The sequence below is a fragment of the Pseudoalteromonas rubra genome (assembly GCF_001482385.1).
Lineage (GTDB): Bacteria > Pseudomonadota > Gammaproteobacteria > Enterobacterales > Alteromonadaceae > Pseudoalteromonas > Pseudoalteromonas ardens.
Genome location: NZ_CP013612.1, coordinates 145,619 through 168,725 on the forward strand (window position 1 = coordinate 145,619; position 23,107 = coordinate 168,725).

The 23,107-nt window shown below is 49.7% G+C and carries 2 protein-coding genes; both read left to right on the top strand.

Annotated elements, in window-relative coordinates; translation table 11 throughout:
* Window positions 1-106 precede the first annotated feature (106 nt).
* Window positions 107-21,172, top strand: a complete 21,066-nt coding sequence (locus tag AT705_RS20120; RefSeq protein ID WP_058798166.1) for an Ig-like domain-containing protein — start codon at window positions 107-109, stop codon at window positions 21,170-21,172.
* 263 nt (window positions 21,173-21,435) lie between these two features.
* Window positions 21,436-23,106, top strand: coding sequence for an O-antigen ligase family protein (locus tag AT705_RS20125; protein ID WP_157576932.1), 1,671 nt, complete (start codon window positions 21,436-21,438; stop codon window positions 23,104-23,106).
* Window position 23,107 lies beyond the last annotated feature (1 nt).

Sequence of the window (23,107 nt, forward strand, 5' to 3'; positions counted from 1 at the left end):
TGTCGGCCCGCTTTTGTGTTTGATAGTCATCAAATTGCGTTGAAATTGAAGTTAATATTAAAACAATAAAATGTCACTGGACCAGGTTAAATAACGGAGTAGTAGAATGAGATTAAGTAAAGTTGCCACCGCTGTTACATCGGCGGGTATATCCGCAGCATTGTTTTCCGGTAATATCTGGGCAGGTCAAAAAGTACTGAATTATGCCTCCGGCACGGGAAACCCTGCTGACGTGAGAGATGGCTCAAGTAATGTTCCGGACATTTCTCTTGATACCGCCGGTGCGGTTACCTTCATTCTGGATGGTGGTGTGAGCGGAGACAATTACACAGGAGACGACTTTGCTTTTGCATTCTCTTCAGCTTATGCTCCCAATTTTATTAGTAATTCAGGGGCCGCTGCAGTAGATAAGAGCTATAAACTACTAGAAAGTTCGGGTACACACTTTAGTTTTGACGCGATTACTTTTGTGCGTGCGACGACCACTGATGATGAACACCGGGTTAAACTTACCGGCTTCAAAGATAGTGTTCAAATGGTTTCGGTGGAACTGGCACCACCTGCTGGTTCAGGGACAGGTACAACGTTTAGCTTTTCCCGCAGTAGCGATTTTAATAATGCACTTTGGCAAGATATTGATACTCTGATTATTTCTTTCCCGGATGCAGACCCAGCAAGTACTTACGATTCACGCTTTGCAATACAAAGCATCACAGTGGATGATGCAACGGTCTCTGATTCAACGCCTCCTCAATTTGAAGGTGGTACTTCTACCCCAAATGACAACGCTACCAATGTTTCCCTTAGTAATAATATCATACTAGACTTTGATGAAAATATTGCGCTTGGCAGCGGTAACATCACTATCCGCAATGTCACTGACAACAGCGATTTTGAGGTGTTTAATGTTGCCACTGAAAGCGATGGGACAACGACCTCACCCGGTGCGGGGCGGGTCAGTATTACCAGTGATAAAGTTTACCTTAATCCAACCACCGATTTAACGGGCAACCGTAACTATGCGGTTCGCATTGATTTAGGCGCAGTAACCGATACTGCTGCGAATGATTTCACTGGGATCAGTGACGACACCACTTTTAATTTTAGTACCGCCAATACCACACCCGTTGTCGACCTAGATACCGGTAGTGGCAGTAGCGATAGCAGCGCCAGTTTTTCTGAGGGCAGCGGTGCGGTTAACATTGCCAGCAGTGCTTCAGCAACGGATGCAGACAGTGACACCATAAAAACCATAACTATTACTCTGACCAATGGTCAGGATGGTGCATCTGAAGGTCTGAATGTAACGGCTGCTGCGCAAAATGCCCTGACTGGTGTGTCGGGTGCATCTGATATTACGTTGCAAGATTCCATTACTATCACGGGTGCAACGGCAACGCCTGCTGAAGTCACAACTTTCCTTCAGGCTATTACTTATAATAATACTTCGAGTACGCCAAACGAAACTGCACGTACCGTGTCTGTTGTGATCAACGATGGCACTGCGAGTAGCACTACGCGTACAGCCACCGTCAGTGTCACTGACGTCACAGCTGCCAGTTCTACAGCCTCAGGCTTCAATACCTCTAATGGTACCAATCTGAATCCGGCTATTACGTTTGCCAGTGGTGATGAAACTCTGACTATCGCGGATGCCAGTCATGTATCAGGTTCAACGGCCAGTGGTGGTACGGGAACAGATATTCTGTCTGTTCCAACCAGTACGAATCTGGCAAATTTAACTTCCCTGAGTGGCTTTGAGACACTGACGCCAGATAGCGGAGCTTCAATCACATTGACTGGTGCTCAGCACGAATCTTTTACCACAATTAACGGAGCCGGTACCAACCAGTTTACCCTGAGCACGCCAGATGGCAGCGCCGTTATTACTGGTGATGCTGACATTGAAACCTATGTTTTAGGTGCCGGGTTCACCTTTACCTTGGGCGATGCTGCGCAAAATGTCACGGGCAGTAGCTCAGCTGATACAGTTGCAACGGGGTCGTTGACGGCAACGGGTACTTTGGCGGGCAGTGGGGGGACCGATGTATTACAGCTGAGTAATGGTGCCAGTATTGCTGGTGCAACAGTAAGTGGTTTTGAAACCCTGACCGTGGATGCCAACGCATCTGTGACTATGACTGAAGCACAACACGATGCTTTTAGTACGATTAACGGTAGCGCGACAGAAAGTATTACAATCTCTGCGGCAACCGATGGCCTGACGGCAGCGAGCGCAATCGAAACTTATGTGCTGGGCGCTGCAAACAGCATCACGCTGAGTTCCGCTGGGCAAAACGTTACCGGTAGCAGTGGCAACGACACCATAAACATAGCCGCTTTGACAGCAACCGGCACTCTCAATGCCGCCGGTGGCACAGACACGCTTTCTATGAGTTCGGGTGCCAGTATTGCTGGCGCAACAGTGTCTAACTTTGAAAACCTGACGCTGGCCAGTGGGGCAAGTGTCTCCATGACAGCCTCTCAGCCTGCACTCTTTGGTGGCACCATCACTGCGACGGGTACTGAAACCATCAATATTTCTGGCGATGGTGATTTTACTACGCTTTCAAATGTAGAGAGTTTCTCGGTCGGTGACTCTTCGACAAATAGTCGTACCATCACCGTAGGCGCCGCTGGCACCTCAGTGACTGCATCTTCTTCTAATGATGCCGTGACATTCAACGTGGGGGCGCTCAGTTATACTGGCACGCTGACTGGTGATGGCACAACGGCAGATACTGTGTCGCTGTCGTCTGGCGCGAATATTTCAGGTGGTACGCTTGCAAACATAGTTAACCTGACTCTAGCCAGTGGTGCATCCGTGACTATGACGCCTGCGCAAAATGCGTCTTTTAGCGGTACTGTCACGGCAGCGGGCTCGGAGACCATTACAATTTCAGGAGACGGTAACTTTACAACGCTATCGGGTATAGAGACCTACTCGGTTAATGATGACAGCACTAACAGTCGTACTATCACAGTGACCAATGCGTCAGCGACGATTAGCGCCACAGCATCTAATGACGCCATTACATTTGATATTGCAGGAAGTGCCTTTAATGGCTCACTTACGGGTGACGCAACGACCGGTGATGCAGTCAGTGCCTCTGATGGTGCTGATGTGAGCAGCGGTGGTTTTACTAATATTGGTACCTTGTCATTGGCCAGTGGGGCAACGGTCTCCATTGATGCGGCAAATGTGGCAAATGACTTTACTACGGCAATCACCGGTGCTTCGGGATCCGAAACCCTCAAATTGGTGGATGGGGGCACGTTTAACTTTGGTAGTACCAGCGTCTCTGAAATCGAAAACTTGGCGATTGGCACCAATAATATCTTTACCATTACGCTGACGGACAACTTTGACTCTAATGGCAACTCAGTCACCATTTCCAATGCCGTTGGCTTTGCGCTCAGCAACGCTATCACGCTAAACGCCAGCGCTCTGAGTGGTGACTCCATAAACATGACCGCGACTGACTTTGACGGTAGTGACATCATCACAGGTGGTAGCGGTACCGATACCATCCGCCCGGGTGGTGGTACCGACACGATGACAGGTAACGCAGGCAACGATAATTTTGTCGGCGACGCATCTGATCTCAATGGCGACACCATTACTGACCTGAGTGTGGGTGATATTATTACCATTACCGGTGTGACTGGCCTGACAACCAGCAATGTGCGTTTTAACGGTACGAGTACACTTCAGGTCGATACCAATGCGACTGACTTTAGCACCGCTGAAGTTGCCCTAAGCCTGACAAATTCGCCTGCTAATTCACTTGATTTTACGGTGGCAGACAATGGCGCAAATACAGATATCACCTTTATTACGCCGAACGATGTCCCAGCCTTTAGCAACCTCAATGGTGGTCAGACATTCACTGAAAATGGTTCGGCTGTTATCATTGATTCTGATGTGTTGATTGCTGACACAGAGTTAGATGCCTTGGATAGTGGTGCGGGTAATTACAATAACGCTACCCTGACCATTGCCCGCAACGGCGGTGCTAGCTCGCAGGATGTCTTTGGTAATAATGGCCTGTTGGGGACCCTTACCGAAAGCAGTACCTTTACCTATAACTCAACGACAGTTGGTACGGTAACAACGAATTCGTCAGGCACTTTGGTGTTGACGTTCAACACCAATGCGACATCTGCAATCGTTGATTCTGTGTTGCAAAATATTACCTATCAGAACAGCTCAGAAGCGCCACCGGCGTCGGTAACGCTAGACTATACCTTTAACGATGGTACGGCTAACAGTACCGGGACTAACCAGGCAACGGTTACTATCACCGCACAAAACGATGCACCAACTGATATTGCTTTAACAGCGACTACCATTAATCAGTCTGCAACGGGTGCGAGCGCAAACGTGGCCACTTTAAGTACCACAGATGTAGATACTAGCGACAGCCATTCATATACTTTAGTTAGCACTGGAGCGAGTGCAAATGGCACTTGTACGGCTGATACTAACAATGGCAGCTTCCAGATTAATGGAACGAGCTTACAGACACAGGCAGCTTTGTCGGCAGGTAGTTATGTGGTTTGTTTGCAAACCAGTGATACAACGACCACATTCCAAAAAGCCTTTACGATTACTGTTAATGATGATGTGGCACCAAATGCACCGTCAACTCCAGACCTTGATGCTGGGTCTGATACCGGTTCCTCGAATAGTGATAACAACACCAACGATACAACGCCGACGTTCAGTGGTACAGCTGAAAGCGGTTCGACGGTCAGACTATACAGCGATCAGGAAGGGGGCGGCACAACAGTTATAGGTACTGGCACAGCGACAGGTGGAAACTGGCAAATTACCACCAGTGCACTGAGCGCTGGCGTAACACACGCCATAACAGCGAAAGCAACGGATGCAAGCAGCAATGAAAGTGCGGCTTCTGGCAGCTTGAGTGTCACAATTGATACATCTGTTCCTAACGCACCTGGCACGCCAGATTTGTCTGCTGCCAGTGATACAGGTAGCTCAAATACCGATAATATCACCAACGATACTACCGCAACATTTACCGGTATTGGAACCAACGGCGATACAGTCACATTGATTTCCAGTATCGACGGCAGTGTCGGCAGTGCAACGGTAAGCGGTGGCATCTGGAGTATTACCACTTCCGCCCTGACGGCGGGCACGCACACCGTGACAGCGAGAGCGACGGACACCGCTGGCAATACAGCAGATAGTTCAGGTTTGTCTGTGGTGGTTGACACAAGTGTCAGTACACCAAGCATAACGACCCCAATTGAAGGGGATGGCCGCGTTAATGCGGCGGAAGATAATCATGTATTAATTGCGGGTACGGGGGCTGATGCTGGCGCCAGTGTGTCGGTGACGATTGTTGACGATAACAATAATACGACAACTCGCACGGTTACCGCAGATGGTTCAGGCAACTGGACGCTGAGTGGCAATGAAATTGATGTGAGTGGTTACAATAATGGCACACTGACCGTTTCGGCAAACCAAACTGATACAGCGGGGAATACCTCCAGTAATGCAACGCAAACTATAACACTGGATAATAGCGCGCCGTCTGCCCTGACCATCACCACGCCGATTGAAGGCGATGGCCGGGTTAATGCGACAGAGGACAATGATGTGCTGGTAGCAGGTACCGGGGCAGAAGCGGGTAACAGTGTGAAAGTGGTTATCAGTGACGGCGCCAATGAGGTGGATCGTACTGTGACGGCAGACAGTTCAGGCAACTGGACCCTGAGTGGCGTTGAGCTGAATGTCAGCGGCCTGACTAATGGCACCCTGACTGTAAGAGCGACACAGTTTGACAGCGCAGGCAATGAATCAACCGCGGCGAGCCAGAGCATCACGCTGGATAACAGCGCGCCGTCAGCCCTGACCATTACCACGCCCATTGAAGGCGACGGCCGTGTCAATGCCGCAGAAGATGATGATGTGCTGGTAGCGGGCTCCGGCGCAGAAGCAGGCAACAGCGTGAAAGTGACCATCAGCGATGGCGCCAGCTCTGTGGAGCGCACAGTCACCGCAGACAGTTCAGGCAACTGGACCCTGAGTGGCAGTGAACTGAATGTCAGCGGCCTGACCAATGGCACCCTGACCGTAAGAGCGACACAGTTTGACAGTGCAGGCAATGAATCAACTGCGGCGACGCAGAGCATTACCCTGGACAACAGCGCGCCGTCAGCATTGACCATCACTACGCCAATCGAAGGCGATGGTCTTGTTAATGCAGCAGAAGATAACGACGTACTGATCGCGGGTTCGGGTGCAGAAGCGGGCAACAGCGTGAAAGTCACCATCGGCGATGGTTCCAGTGAGGTGGAGCGTACGGTAACGGCAGACAGTTCAGGCAACTGGACCCTGAGTGGCAGCGAGCTGAATGTCAGTGGCCTGAATAACGGCACGCTGACCGTATCGGCTGAGCAGACAGACAGCGCAGGCAATACATCAACGGCAGCCACGCAGACCATTACGCTGGACAACAGTGCGCCGTCAGCAGTGACGATCACGACCCCAATTGAAACCGATGGTATCGTAAACGCAGCAGAAGATGACGATGTACTGATCGCCGGTTCGGGTGCAGAAGCGGGTAACAGCGTGAAAGTCACCATCAGTGATGGCGCGAATGAAGTCGAGCGTACCGTGACAGCAGACAGCTCGGGTAACTGGACACTGAGCGGCAGTGAGTTGAATGTCAGCGGTCTGACTAATGGCACCTTAACTGTGTCGGCAATTCAGACTGACTCAGCAGGCAATACATCAACAGCGGCGACGCAGACCATTACCCTGGACAACAGCGCGCCGTCAGTATTGACCATCACCACGCCAATTGAAGGCGATGGCCGTGTCAATGCCGCAGAAGATGATGATGTGCTGGTAGCGGGCTCCGGCGCAGAAGCAGGCAACAGCGTGAAAGTGACCATCAGCGATGGCGCCAGTGAGGTGGAGCGTACGGTAACGGCAGACGGCTCAGGCAACTGGACCCTGAGTGGCAGTGAACTGAATGTCAGCGGCCTGACCAATGGCACCCTGACCGTAAGAGCGACACAGTTTGACAGTGCAGGCAATGAATCAACTGCGGCGACGCAGAGCATTACCCTGGACAACAGCGCGCCGTCAGCATTGACCATCACTACGCCAATCGAAGGCGATGGTCTTGTTAATGCGGCAGAAGATGATGATGTGCTGGTAGCAGGCTCCGGTGCGGAAGCGGGCAACAGCGTGAAAGTCACCATCGGCGATGGTTCCAGTGAGGTGGAGCGTACGGTAACGGCAGACAGTTCAGGCAACTGGACCCTGAGTGGCAGTGAGCTGAATGTCAGCGGACTGAATAATGGCACGCTGACCGTATCGGCTGAGCAGACCGATACCGCGGGCAACACGTCAACGGCAGCCACGCAGACCATTACGCTGGACAACAGTGCGCCGTCAGCAGTGACGATCACGACCCCAATTGAAACCGATGGTATCGTAAACGCAGCAGAAGATGACGATGTACTGATCACGGGTTCGGGTGCAGAAGCAGGCAACAGCGTGAAAGTAACCATCAGTGATGGCGCGAATGAAGTCGAGCGTACCGTGACTGCCGACAGCTCAGGTAACTGGACATTGAGTGGCAGTGAGTTGAATGTCAGCGGTCTGAATAACGGTACCCTGACCGTGTCGGCTGAGCAGACAGATAGCGCAGGCAACACATCAACGGCAGCGACGCAGACCATTACCCTGGACAACAGCGCGCCGTCAGCATTGACCATCACCACGCCAATTGAAGGCGATGGCCGTGTCAATGCCGCAGAAGATGATGATGTGCTGGTAGCGGGCTCCGGCGCAGAAGCAGGCAACAGCGTGAAAGTGACCATCAGCGATGGCGCCAGTGAGGTGGAGCGTACGGTAACGGCAGACGGCTCAGGCAACTGGACCCTGAGTGGCAGTGAACTGAATGTCAGCGGCCTGACCAATGGCACCCTGACCGTAAGAGCGACACAGTTTGACAGTGCAGGCAATGAATCAACTGCGGCGACGCAGAGCATTACCCTGGACAACAGCGCGCCGTCAGCATTGACCATCACTACGCCAATCGAAGGCGATGGTCTTGTTAATGCGGCAGAAGATGATGATGTGCTGGTAGCAGGCTCCGGTGCGGAAGCGGGCAACAGCGTGAAAGTCACCATCGGCGATGGTTCCAGTGAGGTGGAGCGTACGGTAACGGCAGACAGTTCAGGCAACTGGACCCTGAGTGGCAGTGAGCTGAATGTCAGCGGACTGAATAATGGCACGCTGACCGTATCGGCTGAGCAGACCGATACCGCGGGCAACACGTCAACGGCAGCCACGCAGACCATTACGCTGGACAACAGTGCGCCGTCAGCAGTGACGATCACGACCCCAATTGAAACCGATGGTATCGTAAACGCAGCAGAAGATGACGATGTACTGATCACGGGTTCGGGTGCAGAAGCAGGCAACAGCGTGAAAGTAACCATCAGTGATGGCGCGAATGAAGTCGAGCGTACCGTGACTGCCGACAGCTCAGGTAACTGGACATTGAGTGGCAGTGAGTTGAATGTCAGCGGTCTGAATAACGGTACCCTGACCGTGTCGGCTGAGCAGACAGATAGCGCAGGCAACACATCAACGGCAGCGACGCAGACCATTACCCTGGACAACAGCGCGCCGTCAGCATTGACCATCACCACGCCAATTGAAGGCGATGGCCGTGTCAATGCCGCAGAAGATGATGATGTGCTGGTAGCGGGCTCCGGCGCAGAAGCAGGCAATAGCGTGAAAGTGACCATCAGCGATGGCGCCAGCTCTGTGGAGCGCACAGTCACCGCAGATAGTTCCGGAAACTGGACGCTGAGCGGCAGTGAGCTGAATGTCAGTGGCCTGAACAATGGCTCGCTGACCGTGTCGGCTGAGCAGACAGATAGCGCAGGCAATACGTCTACGGCAGCTACTCAAACCATCACCCTGGACAACAGTGCGCCGTCAGCAGTGACCATCACGACCCCAATTGAAATCGATGGGATCGTGAACGCAGCAGAGGATGATGACGTACTGATCGCGGGTTCGGGTGCAGAAGCGGGCAACAGCGTGAAAGTGACCATCAGCGATGGCGCAAATCAAGTCGATCGTACTGTAACAGCAGACAGCTCAGGTAACTGGACGCTGAGCGGTAGTGAGCTGAACGTCAGTGGCCTGAATAACGGCACGCTGACCGTGTCGGCTGAGCAGACAGACAGCGCAGGCAACACATCAACGGCAGCCACGCAGACCATTACGCTGGACAACAGTGCGCCGTCAGCAGTGACGATCACGACCCCAATTGAAACCGATGGTATCGTAAACGCAGCAGAAGATGACGATGTACTGATCACGGGTTCGGGTGCAGAAGCAGGCAACAGCGTGAAAGTAACCATCAGTGATGGCGCGAATGAAGTCGAGCGTACCGTGACTGCCGACAGCTCAGGTAACTGGACATTGAGTGGCAGTGAGTTGAATGTCAGCGGTCTGAATAACGGTACCCTGACCGTGTCGGCTGAGCAGACAGATAGCGCAGGCAACACATCAACGGCAGCGACGCAGACCATTACCCTGGACAACAGCGCGCCGTCAGCATTGACCATCACCACGCCAATTGAAGGCGATGGCCGTGTCAATGCCGCAGAAGATGATGATGTGCTGGTAGCGGGCTCCGGCGCAGAAGCAGGCAACAGCGTGAAAGTGACCATCAGCGATGGCGCCAGCTCTGTGGAGCGCACAGTCACCGCAGACAGTTCAGGCAACTGGACCTTGAGTGGCAGTGAACTGAATGTCAGCGGCCTGACCAATGGCACCCTGACCGTATCGGCTGTGCAGACAGATAGCGCAGGTAATACGTCTACGGCAGCTACTCAAACCATTACCCTGGACAACAGCGCGCCGTCAGCAGTGACCATCACGACCCCAATTGAAATCGATGGGATCGTGAACGCAGCAGAAGATGACGATGTGTTGATTGCGGGTTCGGGTGCAGAAGCGGGCAACAGCGTGAAAGTGACCATCAGCGATGGCGCAAATCAAGTTGATCGTACCGTAACAGCAGACAGCTCAGGTAACTGGACGCTGAGCGGTAGTGAGCTGAACGTCAGTGGCCTGAATAATGGCACGCTGACCGTGTCGGCTGAGCAAACAGATACCGCGGGCAACACGTCAACTGCAGCCACGCAGACCATTACCCTGGACAACAGTGCGCCGTCTGCATTGACGATCACCACGCCAATTGAAATTGATGGCATCGTTAATGCAGCAGAAGATGACGATGTACTGATCGCCGGTTCGGGTGCAGAAGCAGGCAATATCGTTCAGGTAACCATCAGCGATGGCACTAGTTCGGTTGACCGTACTGTGACAGCAGACAGTTCGGGTAACTGGACACTGAGCGGCAGTGAGTTGAATGTCAGCGGTCTGACTAATGGCACCTTAACTGTGTCGGCAATTCAGACTGACTCAGCAGGCAATACATCAACAGCGGCGACGCAGACCATTACCCTGGACAACAGCGCGCCATCTGCGGTGACCATCACCACGCCAATTGAAACCGATGGCATTGTAAATGCGGCGGAAGATGATGATGTGCTGGTAGCGGGCACAGGCGCAGAAGCAGGCAACAGCGTGAAAGTGACCATCAGCGATGGCGCCAGTGAGGTGGAGCGTACGGTAACGGCAGACAGTTCAGGCAACTGGACCCTGAGTGGCAGTGAACTGAATGTCAGCGGCCTGACCAATGGCACCCTGACCGTATCGGCTGAGCAGACAGATAGCGCAGGTAATACGTCTACGGCAGCTACTCAAACCATCACCCTGGACAACAGCGCGCCGTCAGCAGTGACCATCACGACCCCAATTGAAATCGATGGGATCGTGAACGCAGCAGAGGATAATGATGTATTGATCGCAGGCTCTGGGGCGGAAGCTGGCAACAGCGTGAAAGTGACCATCAGCGATGGCGCAAATCAAGTCGATCGTACCGTAACAGCAGACAGCTCAGGTAACTGGACGTTGAGCGGTAGTGAGCTGAACGTCAGTGGCCTGAATAACGGCACGCTGACTGTGTCGGCTGAGCAGACCGATACCGCGGGCAACACGTCAACTGCAGCCACGCAGACCATTACCTTGGATAACAGTGCGCCGTCTGCATTGACGATCACCACGCCAATTGAAATTGATGGCATCGTTAATGCAGCAGAAGATGACGATGTACTGATCGCCGGTTCGGGTGCAGAAGCAGGCAATAGCGTTCAGGTAACCATCAGCGATGGCACTAGTTCGGTTGACCGTACTGTGACAGCAGACAGTTCGGGTAACTGGACACTGAGCGGCAGTGAGTTGAATGTCAGCGGTCTGACTAATGGCACCTTAACTGTGTCGGCAATTCAGACTGACTCAGCAGGCAATACATCAACAGCGGCGACGCAGACCATTACCCTGGACAACAGCGCGCCATCTGCGGTGACCATCACCACGCCAATTGAAACCGATGGCATTGTAAATGCGGCGGAAGATGATGATGTGCTGATAGCGGGCACAGGCGCAGAAGCAGGCAACAGCGTGAAAGTGACCATCAGCGATGGCGCCAGCTCTGTGGAGCGCACAGTCACCGCAGATAGTTCCGGAAACTGGACGCTGAGCGGCAGTGAGCTAAATGTCAGTGGCCTGAACAATGGCTCGCTGACCGTGTCGGCTGAGCAGACTGATACCGCTGGTAATACGTCTTCAGCGGCGACGCAAACTATTACTCTGGACAACAACGCACCGTCAGCAGTGACCATCACAACTCCGATAGAAACGGATGGTGTTGTGAATGCAGAGGAAGACGATGATGTATTGATCGCAGGCTCTGGTGCGGAAGCAGGCAACAGTGTCAAAGTGACCATCAGTGATGGCGCAAATGAGGTCGATCGTACTGTAACAGCTGATAGCTCAGGTAACTGGACATTGAGTGGCAGTGAGCTGAATGTCAGTGGCCTGAACAATGGCACCCTGACCGTGTCGGCTGAGCAAACAGATAGCGCTGGCAACACGTCAACTGCAGCCACGCAGACCATTACCCTGGACAACAGTGCACCGTCTGCATTGACGATCACTACGCCAATTGAAACCGATGATATCGTAAACGCAGCGGAAGATGACGATGTCTTGATTGAGGGCTCTGGTGCGGAAGCAGGTAACAGTGTCAAAGTCACCATTAGTGATGGTTCAAGCTCAGTCGAACGCACTGTGACCGCAGACAGCTCAGGCAACTGGACGTTGAGTGGTAACGAATTGAATGTCAGCGGGCTAACCAGTGGCACCCTGACTATCACGGCTGAACAGACTGATACTGCTGGCAACGTTTCTGCATCAGCGAGCGAAACGGTCACTCTGGATAACACAACGCCTTCAGGCCATACCGCAGCGATCGATCAAACTTTAATAGATCGTAGCAATGAGTCTGCATTAAGCTTTACCCTGTCAGGGCTAGAGAGCACCGGGTCGTTCACTTATCAGCTCAGTGATGGCACAAATACAGTATCTGGTAATGGTTCTGTTGCTATTACATCGAGTAGCCAGCAAGTTACCAATGTGGATGTTAGCTCACTGGCTGAAGGGACATTGACTTTAACTGTCATAGTGGCAGATGAAGCTGGTAACTCGGCAGAGGGTGTGACTGCCAGCGTGACGAAAAAGTACAATGTTGCACCTGTATTATCTGGTACACCAGCAACGTCTATTAATGAAGATGAAGCATATAGCTTCGTGCCTACATTGACAGATTCAGATGATACAGATACGCATACATTCAGTATTGTAAATATGCCTGGCTGGGCAGCCTTTGATACAACAACAGGTGCTCTGACGGGTACGCCTACTGACAGTGATGTTGGTACTTATTCAGACATTCAGATCTCGGTATCTGACGGTACAGATCAACACACCCTGACGGCATTCAGTATTGAAGTGATCAATACCAATGATGCGCCGGTTGGCCAGAACTTTACCTTCACGCTGGATGAAGCCGCAACTCTCACCGTTACCGCGAATGACGGGTTGTTGAGTAATGCGACGGACGATGACTCAGATAGCGGTGATGCTTTAACTGCCAGTGCAGTAAGTCAGCCGCAATATGGACAGTTAACATTAAATACCGACGGCAGCTTCAGCTACCAGCATGATGGCAGTGAAAATCACAGCGATAGCTTTACCTTCCAGGTTGTTGACAGTAGCAATGCAACATCGGCGACCCAGACGGTTACGCTGACCATCAATGCGGTCGCAGACGCGCCAACAACGGTCAATGACACTGCAACAACAAATGAAGATGAAGCTGTCACTATTAACCTCCTTAGCAATGACAGCGACCCAGAAGGTGACATGGTTGCTTCTTCAGCGGCTATTGTTACTCAGCCAACGAAGGGCTCAGTGTCTATTGAAAATGGCGTAGTCACCTATACACCAAACGCCAATGAAAATGGTCAGGACACCTTTACCTATACCGTCAAAGATGCTGCGCTGAATACATCAAATGAAGCGACTGCGACCGTGACGATCACTGCGATTAACGATACGCCTACTGTTCAGAACTTTGCGGTTAATATTGATGAAGACAATGCCAGTGATGCATTAGCCGTGCGAGCAGGGGCAAGCGACGTAGAAGACGGTAACCCGACTGGTGACATTGCTGTTGCAACGCAACCGACCAAAGGTAGTGTTGCGATAGACCAAAATGCTGGCACATTAGTGTATACCCCAAGTGCCAACGAAACTGGTACGGATAGCTTTACTTACACTATTACTGATAGTGAAGGCAGCACTTCAGAACCTGCAACTGTGTCAGTGACGATTGGTGCGGTGAATGATAAGCCAATTGTTGCAGACGATAGTGTGACCACCAATGAAGATGTGGGCGTGACCCTGGCTATATTGGATAATGACTCTGATGTGGAAGATGAAGGCTTTAACGGAGCGAATGTTACGCTTGAAGATCAGGGTAGCGGGGCCGGAAGCTATGCTAAGGCTGATGTAAGTATTCTGGCCGATGGTAGCTTGCAAATTTCACCCAAGCAGGATGAAAATGGCACCTTTAGCTTCACCTACACGCTAACTGATAGTGAGGGATTAACCTCAGATGCCGCAACGGTTACAGTTACTTTGACACCTGTTAATGATGCGCCTGTAGCAGTGGATAACATCGCTGAAGTGGCAGAAGAAGGGTCGTTTGAAGTCAACGTACTGGGTAATGATACTGATGTAGACGAGAATGACAGTTTTAATCTATCCAGTGTGACAGTTGTGCAAGCACCTGCTAGTGGTCAGGCGCAGGTCAACGCAGCCGGAGCAATTGTTTATACACCAAATGAAAACTTCTCTGGCGAGGATACATTTACCTATACGGTCGCTGATGCAGCCGGAGCTGTTTCTAATGAGGCAACTGTCACTATGACAGTAACCCCGGTGAACGATGCACCGGTGATTTCCGGTACACCTGCTACAGAGGTTAACGAAGATAGCAGTTACAGCTTTACGCCGACGTCCAGCGACGTTGATGGTGATACGCTGACGTTTAGCATTCAAAATGCGCCTCAATGGGCAACTTTTGATACGAGCACAGGCACCTTGTCTGGTACTCCGTCAAATGATGATGTGGGTAGCTATCAGGGTATTGTGATCAGTGTGACAGACGGTACTGAAACAGTTAGCCTGACCTCCTTTGATATTACGGTATCTAATACCAATGATGCGCCAACTATTTCAGGTACACCTGCGACCAGTGTGGATGAAGACTCCGCGTATAGCTTTACGCCGAGCGCAAGTGATGTAGATTCAGACGATACGTTGACATTTAGCATTGCAAATCAACCTGATTGGGCAAGCTTCGATACACAAACAGGCACACTTTCTGGTACACCAGCTAATGAACATGTAGGTACTACGTCCGACATCGTGATCAGCGTGAGTGATGGTTCAGAAACGGTCGCACTAACTGGATTCTCAATCACGGTTGTCAATACCAATGATGCGCCAGTCATATCAGGCACTCCAGCAACCAGTGTTAATGAAGACAGTGGATATAGTTTTGTACCCAGTGCATCGGATGTGGATGCGGGTGATACGCTTACGTTCAGTGTGGCTAATCTGCCTTCATGGGCGAGTTTCTCCACATCGACGGGGGCGATCAGTGGTACACCTGGCAATTCTGATGTTGGTGTCTATCAGGGGATAGTGGTCAGCGTGAGCGATGGCACTGAAACTGTGAGTCTCGATGCCTTTGCCATTACCGTTGTTAATGTTAACGACGCGCCGATTATTACAGGTACTCCGGGTACCTCAGTCAATGAAGACAGTGCATACAGCTTCACGCCTGTGGCATCTGATATCGATGGGGACAACCTGACATTTAGCATTGCTAACAAACCGGACTGGGCTAGTTTTGATACTCAAACAGGCATCCTGTCAGGTACGCCTGTAAATGGTGATGTAGGCACCACCAATGATATTGTTATCTCGGTCAGCGATGGTTCTGTATCTGTGTCGCTTGCAGCTTTCTCTCTCACAGTTGTGAATATCAATGATGTACCTGAAATTAGTGGTACACCAGCGACCAGTGTTAATGAGGACGCAGTATATAGCTTTACGCCATCCGCATCGGATGTGGATGCAGGCGATGTGCTAACCTTTTCTGTCAGCAATAAACCAAGCTGGGCGAGTTTCAACACTGCAACAGGTACGCTATCTGGTACACCGACAGATGCCGATGTTGGTACAGATACCCAGATCGTGATTACGGTTTCAGATGGTACGGCTCAGCAGTCACTCAGTAGCTTTGATATTGAAGTAATCAATACTAACGATGCACCGATAGCACAAGACTTTAGCTTTGGCCTTGACGAAGGGCAGTTACTGACTGTTACTTCAACACTTGGCTTACTCAGCACAGCAAGTGATGATGATTTAGATAGTGGAGACAGCCTGTCAGTTAGCGCACTGTCACAGCCTCAGCATGGTGTGCTCACCTTAAACGCTGATGGTAGCTTTAACTATCAACATGACGGCTCAGAAAACACCAGCGATAGCTTTACCTTCCAGGTAACGGATGCGCAAAACGCAGCCTCTGCAACGCATACTGTGTCGTTAACAATTAACCCAGTTGATGAAGCACCGACAGCAGTTGACGACAGTGCAACTACGAACGAAGACACAGCGGTACAAATTGCCCTGTTGGATAACGACAGTGACCCTGAGGGCAATATGAATGCAGCTTCAGCTGTTGTTGTGACTGCACCGAGCAAAGGTGCGGTCTCCATTGTTAATGGTATTGCCACTTATACGCCAGCGAGTAACGAAAACGGTCAGGATAGCTTTACTTACACGGTTGCAGATACTGCTCTTAATACATCTGAACAGGCTACGGTGGTGGTGACTATCACCCCAGTGAATGACGTGCCTGTCGCAGCTAATTTAACGCTCAGCACAGATGAGGATACCCCTTCTGCTGCGCTAGCTGTACGTGCAGCAGCAACAGATATTGAAGATGGCGTACCTTCAGGTGTTGTGACACTGACCAGTACGCCGAGTCTGGGTGTTGTGTCGCTTGACCAGGATGCCGGTACTTTGGTGTATACACCAAATACCAATGAGGTGGGTGAAGAGACCTTTACTTATACCATTGCGGACAGCGAAGGCTTGGTGTCTGCATCGGCAAACATTACAGTCAATATTGGTGCTATCAATGACCGTCCTGTGGTCGGTGACGATGCGGTAACTACAGACGAAGATGTAACGGTTGTTCTGGATATTCTTGCCAACGATTCAGATGTTGAAGATCAGGGCTTTAACGGTGCTAATGTCACCCTGGAAGATCAGGGTAATGGCGCCGGCAGCTATGCCAAAGCCGATGTCACCATTTTGGCCGATGGCACCCTGGAAATTGCACCTAAGCAAGACGAAACGGGTACCTTCAGCTTTACCTATACACTTACTGACAGCGAAGGCCTAGCTTCATTACCTGCGACGGTAACCGTTACTTTAACACCGGTTAACGATGCGCCAGTAGCCGTCGACAACAGTGTTGAGCTCCAGGAAGAAGGTGCTTTCGAAGTTAACGTGCTGGGCAATGACTTTGATGTAGATGAGGGTGATAGCTTCGATTTAAGTAGTGTTACTGTGGTAAATGCGCCGCAAAATGGCCAGACAACAGTCACAGCGCAAGGCACCATTATTTATACTGCGAACACCAACTACTTCGGGGACGATAGCTTTACCTACACGGTGAGAGATCAGGCCGGCGCGGTGTCAAATGAGGCCACCGTTTCTCTGAGTGTTACGCCGATAAATGATGCGCCAGTTGTTGAAGGGCAAGTGTTGTCGCTCAATGAAGATGAAACCTTGCTAGTTACGCTAAGTGGTACTGATCCGGACGCAGATACCTTGATATACAGCATTGTCTCAGGCGTGTCATCGGGCGCATTGCAACAGCAATCTGACACAACCTGGATTTACACACCGAATGCAGATTTTAATGGCTCTGACAGCTTTAACTTTATGGCTAATGACGGGGCATTAGATTCGAATACGGCGACGGTGACGCTTACCGTTAATTCAGTGAACGATGCTCCGGTTATTTCAGGCACACCTGATACTTCGATTGTGCACAACACACCATACAGCTTTACACCACAGGCGTCAGATGTCGATGGTGATGCACTGACATTTGCGATAGCCAATCAGCCAGTGTGGGCTCAATTTGATACTGCAACCGGTACTCTGTCGGGTACGCCGAGCAGGGATGACGAAGGTGTCTACAGTAATATTGTGATCAGTGTGACCGATGGTACTGAGCAGACTGCCTTGAGTGCATTTGAGATTGATGTTCAGTTTGTCAATAATCAGCCGATTGCCAACAACATGGATATTGTGGTGAATGAGGATGGCACGACCAGCTTTGTGGCCGACACATCTGATGAAGATGGCGATACCGTTACAGTATCCATTGACCGTCAGCCAGTGAGTGGCCTTCTGGTACTCCAGGGCAATACCTTCACCTATACACCGTTTGGAAACTTCAATGGACTGGACAGTTTCAGTTACATTGCTAACGACGGTAGCCTGGATTCAGCTGCCGGTGAAGTGAAAATCACCATTAACTCTGTGAATGATTTGCCGTTGGCCGTTAACGACAGCTTTGTTTTTGAGCCGCAGGCTAACAATACCTATATTCTCGATGTGCTGGCTAACGATACGGACGCTGATGCAGGAGATGTACTCAGTATTGTCGGTGCCAAAGCATCTGTAGGAAGCGTTTCTATTGCTGATGGTACTTTGTCTTACCAGGCCCAGGCGGATACCCAAGGCTTAATTGTTATTGATTATTTAATTGAGGACAGTCAAAAAGCACGTAGTAAAGCGACCGCTCAACTGCAAATTAATTCTGCGCCAGCTAACACTCTTCCGGTTATCACTGTGCCTGCAGATGTAACGACCGATGCAATGGGTCTGTTCACTAAAGTAGCACTGGGTACGGCGACTGCTGTCGACGGTAATGGCAATACCATCGCGGTATCTTTGGTTGATGGTACAACCCTGTTTGCGCCAGGCACGCACTTTGTGTATTGGCAGGCCACAGATAGCCAAGGGCTGCAATCCATCGCGACGCAAAATGTGTTTGTTAATCCACTTATTTCACTGGAAAAAGACACCACGGTGGCAGAGGAGCAAAGCCATACAGTAAACGTATTCCTGAATGGTCCTGCACCGAGCTACCCTGTTACTATTTCATATACTGTTTCGGGCACTGCAGACGCTGCGGATCATGATTTGGTCGATGGTCAGGTTGTGATTGAATCAGGCACTTCTGCGCAAATTAGCTTCAATGTGTTTGGGGATGGAGTCGTAGAAGGTAATGAAAATATTGTTATTACTTTGGCTGACTCACTCAATAGAGGGGCAAAATCATCCTCAACCGTAACTATAGTAGAAGAAAACGTAGCGCCAACTATCTCTACCAGCGTCACTCAGGCGGGTGAAACGCGTTCTCTGTTGACAGTTAACGACGAATTGGTGACGGTGACAGTCACTGCCAGAGATGCAAATCCGCAAGACAATGTAACGCTGACCTGGAATTCTATTGATAATGCGCTGACTAATCTGAGCACAGAGGAAAATACTTTTGTCTTCAGTACTTCAGCGCTAGCGGAAGGCATTTATCAACTGACCGTAACCGCAACGGATGATGCTCAGCCTAGTCTTACATCGGTAAGCGACATTTACCTGGAGGTCGTTGCTGAACTTCAGGAATTAACACAGGTTGACACCGATGGTGACCTCATCCCTGATGATGAGGAAGGCTATGCGGATTCGGATGGAGATGGTATCCCAGACTTCCAGGATGCCATTACAGAGTGTAACGTGATGCAGGAACAAGCTGCTGAGTCGGCTCAGTATCTGGTTGAAGGTGAGCCGGGGGTCTGTCTGCGTAAAGGTGCTACCGTGGCGCAAAACTCCACCGGTGGTATTCAGTTGCTTGAAGATGAACTGCCGGGAGATGGGGATGCAATTAACATTGGTGGATTGTTTGACTTCATTGCAACTGGTCTACCACAGGCTGGCGATACATATAACATTGTAATTCCTCAGCGCAGGCCTATTCCCGCGAATGCAGTCTATCGTAAACTCAAAAATGACGAGTGGGTGGACTTTGTGGTTTCCGGTGGCAACGCTATCTTGTCCGCGGCTGGCGAACCAGGCTACTGTCCACCTCCAGGAAGCAATGAGTGGACTGAGGGGTTAACAGAAGGTGACTGGTGTGTGCAACTACAAATTGTTGATGGTGGTCCAAATGATGATGATGGGATGGCCAACCGCAGCGTAGTTGACCCGGGTGGTATCGCTGTACCAAAAACCAACAATACCTTACCTGTCGCCACGGCTGATGAAGTCACGATTGCTTCAGGTCAACAAATTACAATTGATGTATTGGAAAATGACACCGATGCAGACGGCAACACGTTAACCATAACGGGAGCGACCGTTGACTTTGGTGCAGTCAGTATCGTGGATAACAAACTGGTCTATATGCCACCAGCAACTTTTGTCGGCGTAGCAACGATCGAGTACAGCATTTCTGATGGACAGGGTGGTACGTCTAACAGTCAGGCCATTGTCAATCTGACCGTTAACAGCGCACCGACTGCAATGCTGGATGTCGCATCAACAGATGACAGAACAAGCCTGGTTATCGATGTACTTGCCAATGACAGTGATGCAGATGGGGATGAGTTATTCCTGATTAGTGCGGTTGCAACGCATGGCAAGGCAACGGTCAATATTGATGGTACACTGACCTATGAGCCTAAAGTGGGCTTCTCAGGGGAAGACATCATTGTATATCAGGTTAGAGATAGCAAAGATGCAGTGAGTAAGGGGATAGTCAAAGTGACAGTCTCTGGATATCAAACTGTGAATGTAGAAAATAAATCTTCAGGTGGTCTGGGAGGACTATTAGTGATAATGATGTCGGCATTAATTTTACGTCGTCGCAGAAACAGCAAGTTGCCAGCCTACACCTTGCTTACAACGAGCTGCTTACTGGCAGATCCTGTGTTGGCAGAGCAGTGGCGTGTTGAGGCTATGGTTGGTAAAGCTGAAGCGGACTATCAGGCCCCAACCTCTGTTGGTGGGCTAACTGTCGGGACGATTGATGATAGCAGTGAGTCCTGGTCAGCAGGGGCCTATTATGAGCTAATGCCAAAATGGGAAGTTGGGATCCGTTATATAGATCTGGGTCAGGGGCGCCTTGCCTTGACAGGTCAGTCTTTGACGCCGGATACAGCCCATGAACTGGTTGCCCGAGCCACGCCGGTATTGCCAGAAGGTTTTGCTTTACAAACCGGGTTTGAATTGCTTCGTCATGAGCGTTTTAGTGCAGCATTGTTCTTGGGCGCTTTTGACTGGGAATATCAGGTTGATAGTACACGAAATAGTAAACACTTGCTGCAATATGAAAAAGAAGGGACCAGCGCCTATGGTGGGATCACTCTGGGCTATGATGTTCTGGAAAACACGGCAATTAATGTGAGTTATAGTTACTACAATATCAGTGAAAATGCCGTTAATGAAATATCAGCGGGCGTAAGTATGAAATTCTGATAGTTTTATATCTAACCGGGGTTGTTTATAACAACCTCGGTTGCTTTATCTACATAGAAAAACGACAGCGAGTCATCTTTGCTGTGGCAGTTACTAAAATACCCACCTAACATCATCTATAAATTTGATACCAGAGTACTTATAAATACATTTCAATCATCGAGTGTGTTAGAGTCCGCATGGTAAGTACCGGTATGACCTACGAGTAAAGTAAACAATTCTAGTTTTCTGAGTGTAGTCGATTGTAAAAATGGAGAGTAATTTTGCGTAGTAATGGAATGAGTGAAGGCCTGCCCTGGATCGGTGTTTTAATTATTCTTGTTTCGGTGTTGATATCTTCAGTTTCTTCGAATGCGTTTTTTTATAAGTTTGACGTGCCCAAGTGGATTGTATTTGACCTTTTCATTTGTGCTTCCCTAGTTTACGCGTATATTAAAAAGGTTGATATTGAAGTAGGCGGCTTTGGTTGGCTGTGTATTGCTTTATTGCTCCCGATGTTCGTGTCATTGTTAAATGCCGTAAATTACTATGAAGGGGTGATGTTTATCCTCAGGTATGTGGGGAGCCTACTGATTGCTTGTTTTATGCTCAAGAGAGTGTGGCAAAGATATGGCATAAAGCTACTCTTCGATAGTATCATTTTTTCTTCTGTAATTTTTTCACTGATCTATGTTGAATCCCGTATAAACGATTACGAACTGATTCATGTAACGGCATTTTCTTCGTTTGGTTTCATTAATAACCTGGGTCAGGTTCTAAACATCTGGTTACCGGTTCTTGTTGCTGCGATATTGTATCAGGGCAAAGTAAATGCTCGTTCTGTTTTTGGCTTATTATCATTTATTGTCTGTATTTTTGCGTTACTTGAGTCAGGTACTCGCGGCACAATCTTAGGTTTACTTTTAGGTGAGTTGATTCTATTCCTGCTGATGTTTAATAAGCTAAAGCGCCAGGCGTTCACCTATCTTGTTATTACAGCGAGTTTAATTGTTGGAGGGATTGCATACAGTCAGCTAGACAGTTATTTAGATGGCAGGTTGAGTAAAAAAATACAAAGCATCAAAAACCTTGATACGGGAAGAGCAGAGTTATTTGCCAATACGTTTGATATGGTCCTTGAAAAACCACTTGGAGTTGGTGTAAATAATTTTGAGTATCTTCACCCGAAATACGCAAGGCTTGGTACCGAAGGTGCATCACCTAAGGTTGGACAAAGTAGCATTCTAAAAACGCCTCATAATATACTATTGAAATTTTACAGCGAAACAGGCTGGCTCGGCGGTTTAGTATTTTCTGTGATGTTCGCTCTGTTGTTTTTTAAATCAATGGTGAATGCATATTATGGAAGTCAGAGTGACAGATGGCTACTGGTTGCTGTGGTGTCTACTTTGTTTCATTCATTGTTTACGGCTCTTTTCTTGACCCCTGGAAGCCTGTTTTTTGCAATACTGCTATTCTCATTTGTGCTTTATAGAAACGAGCAGTTGACTGATAAAAAAACTACTAAAAAGCAGTTTGTCAGATTTAGTTGTTTACCTGTGTTACTTGTTATATATGTGGGGTTTTTCTCATCTAATCATTTAGCGAGTTACTATTCCCACACTGGGTATGTGTCGGGCAATGAGTTATACATGCAACGTAGCTTTGAATTAAACCCTTACGATAGTAAAGCGTTATTTGATTATTATATCCTTCAGAGACATTTGTACAAAGATAATGATAAGGCGCTAAGCGCACTGGAGAATTTTCTGTCTCTATACCCTTATCATACAAGTGGTCTCCTTGCGACTGCTGAACTAATGATACAACAGCATGACTATGCTGGTGCAATGACCAAACTAGATTTTCTTTTGACATTTTACCCTAGCCTGGCGCGTGCCCACGAAATGAAAGCCATTGCACAAAAACAATTGGAACCCTCCCCATCACTTTGAA

Coding starts and splice junctions, on each gene's coding strand:
- AT705_RS20120 (WP_058798166.1), top strand. CDS start 107: ATGAGATTAAGTAAAGTTGCCACCGCTGTTACATCGGCGGGTATATCC.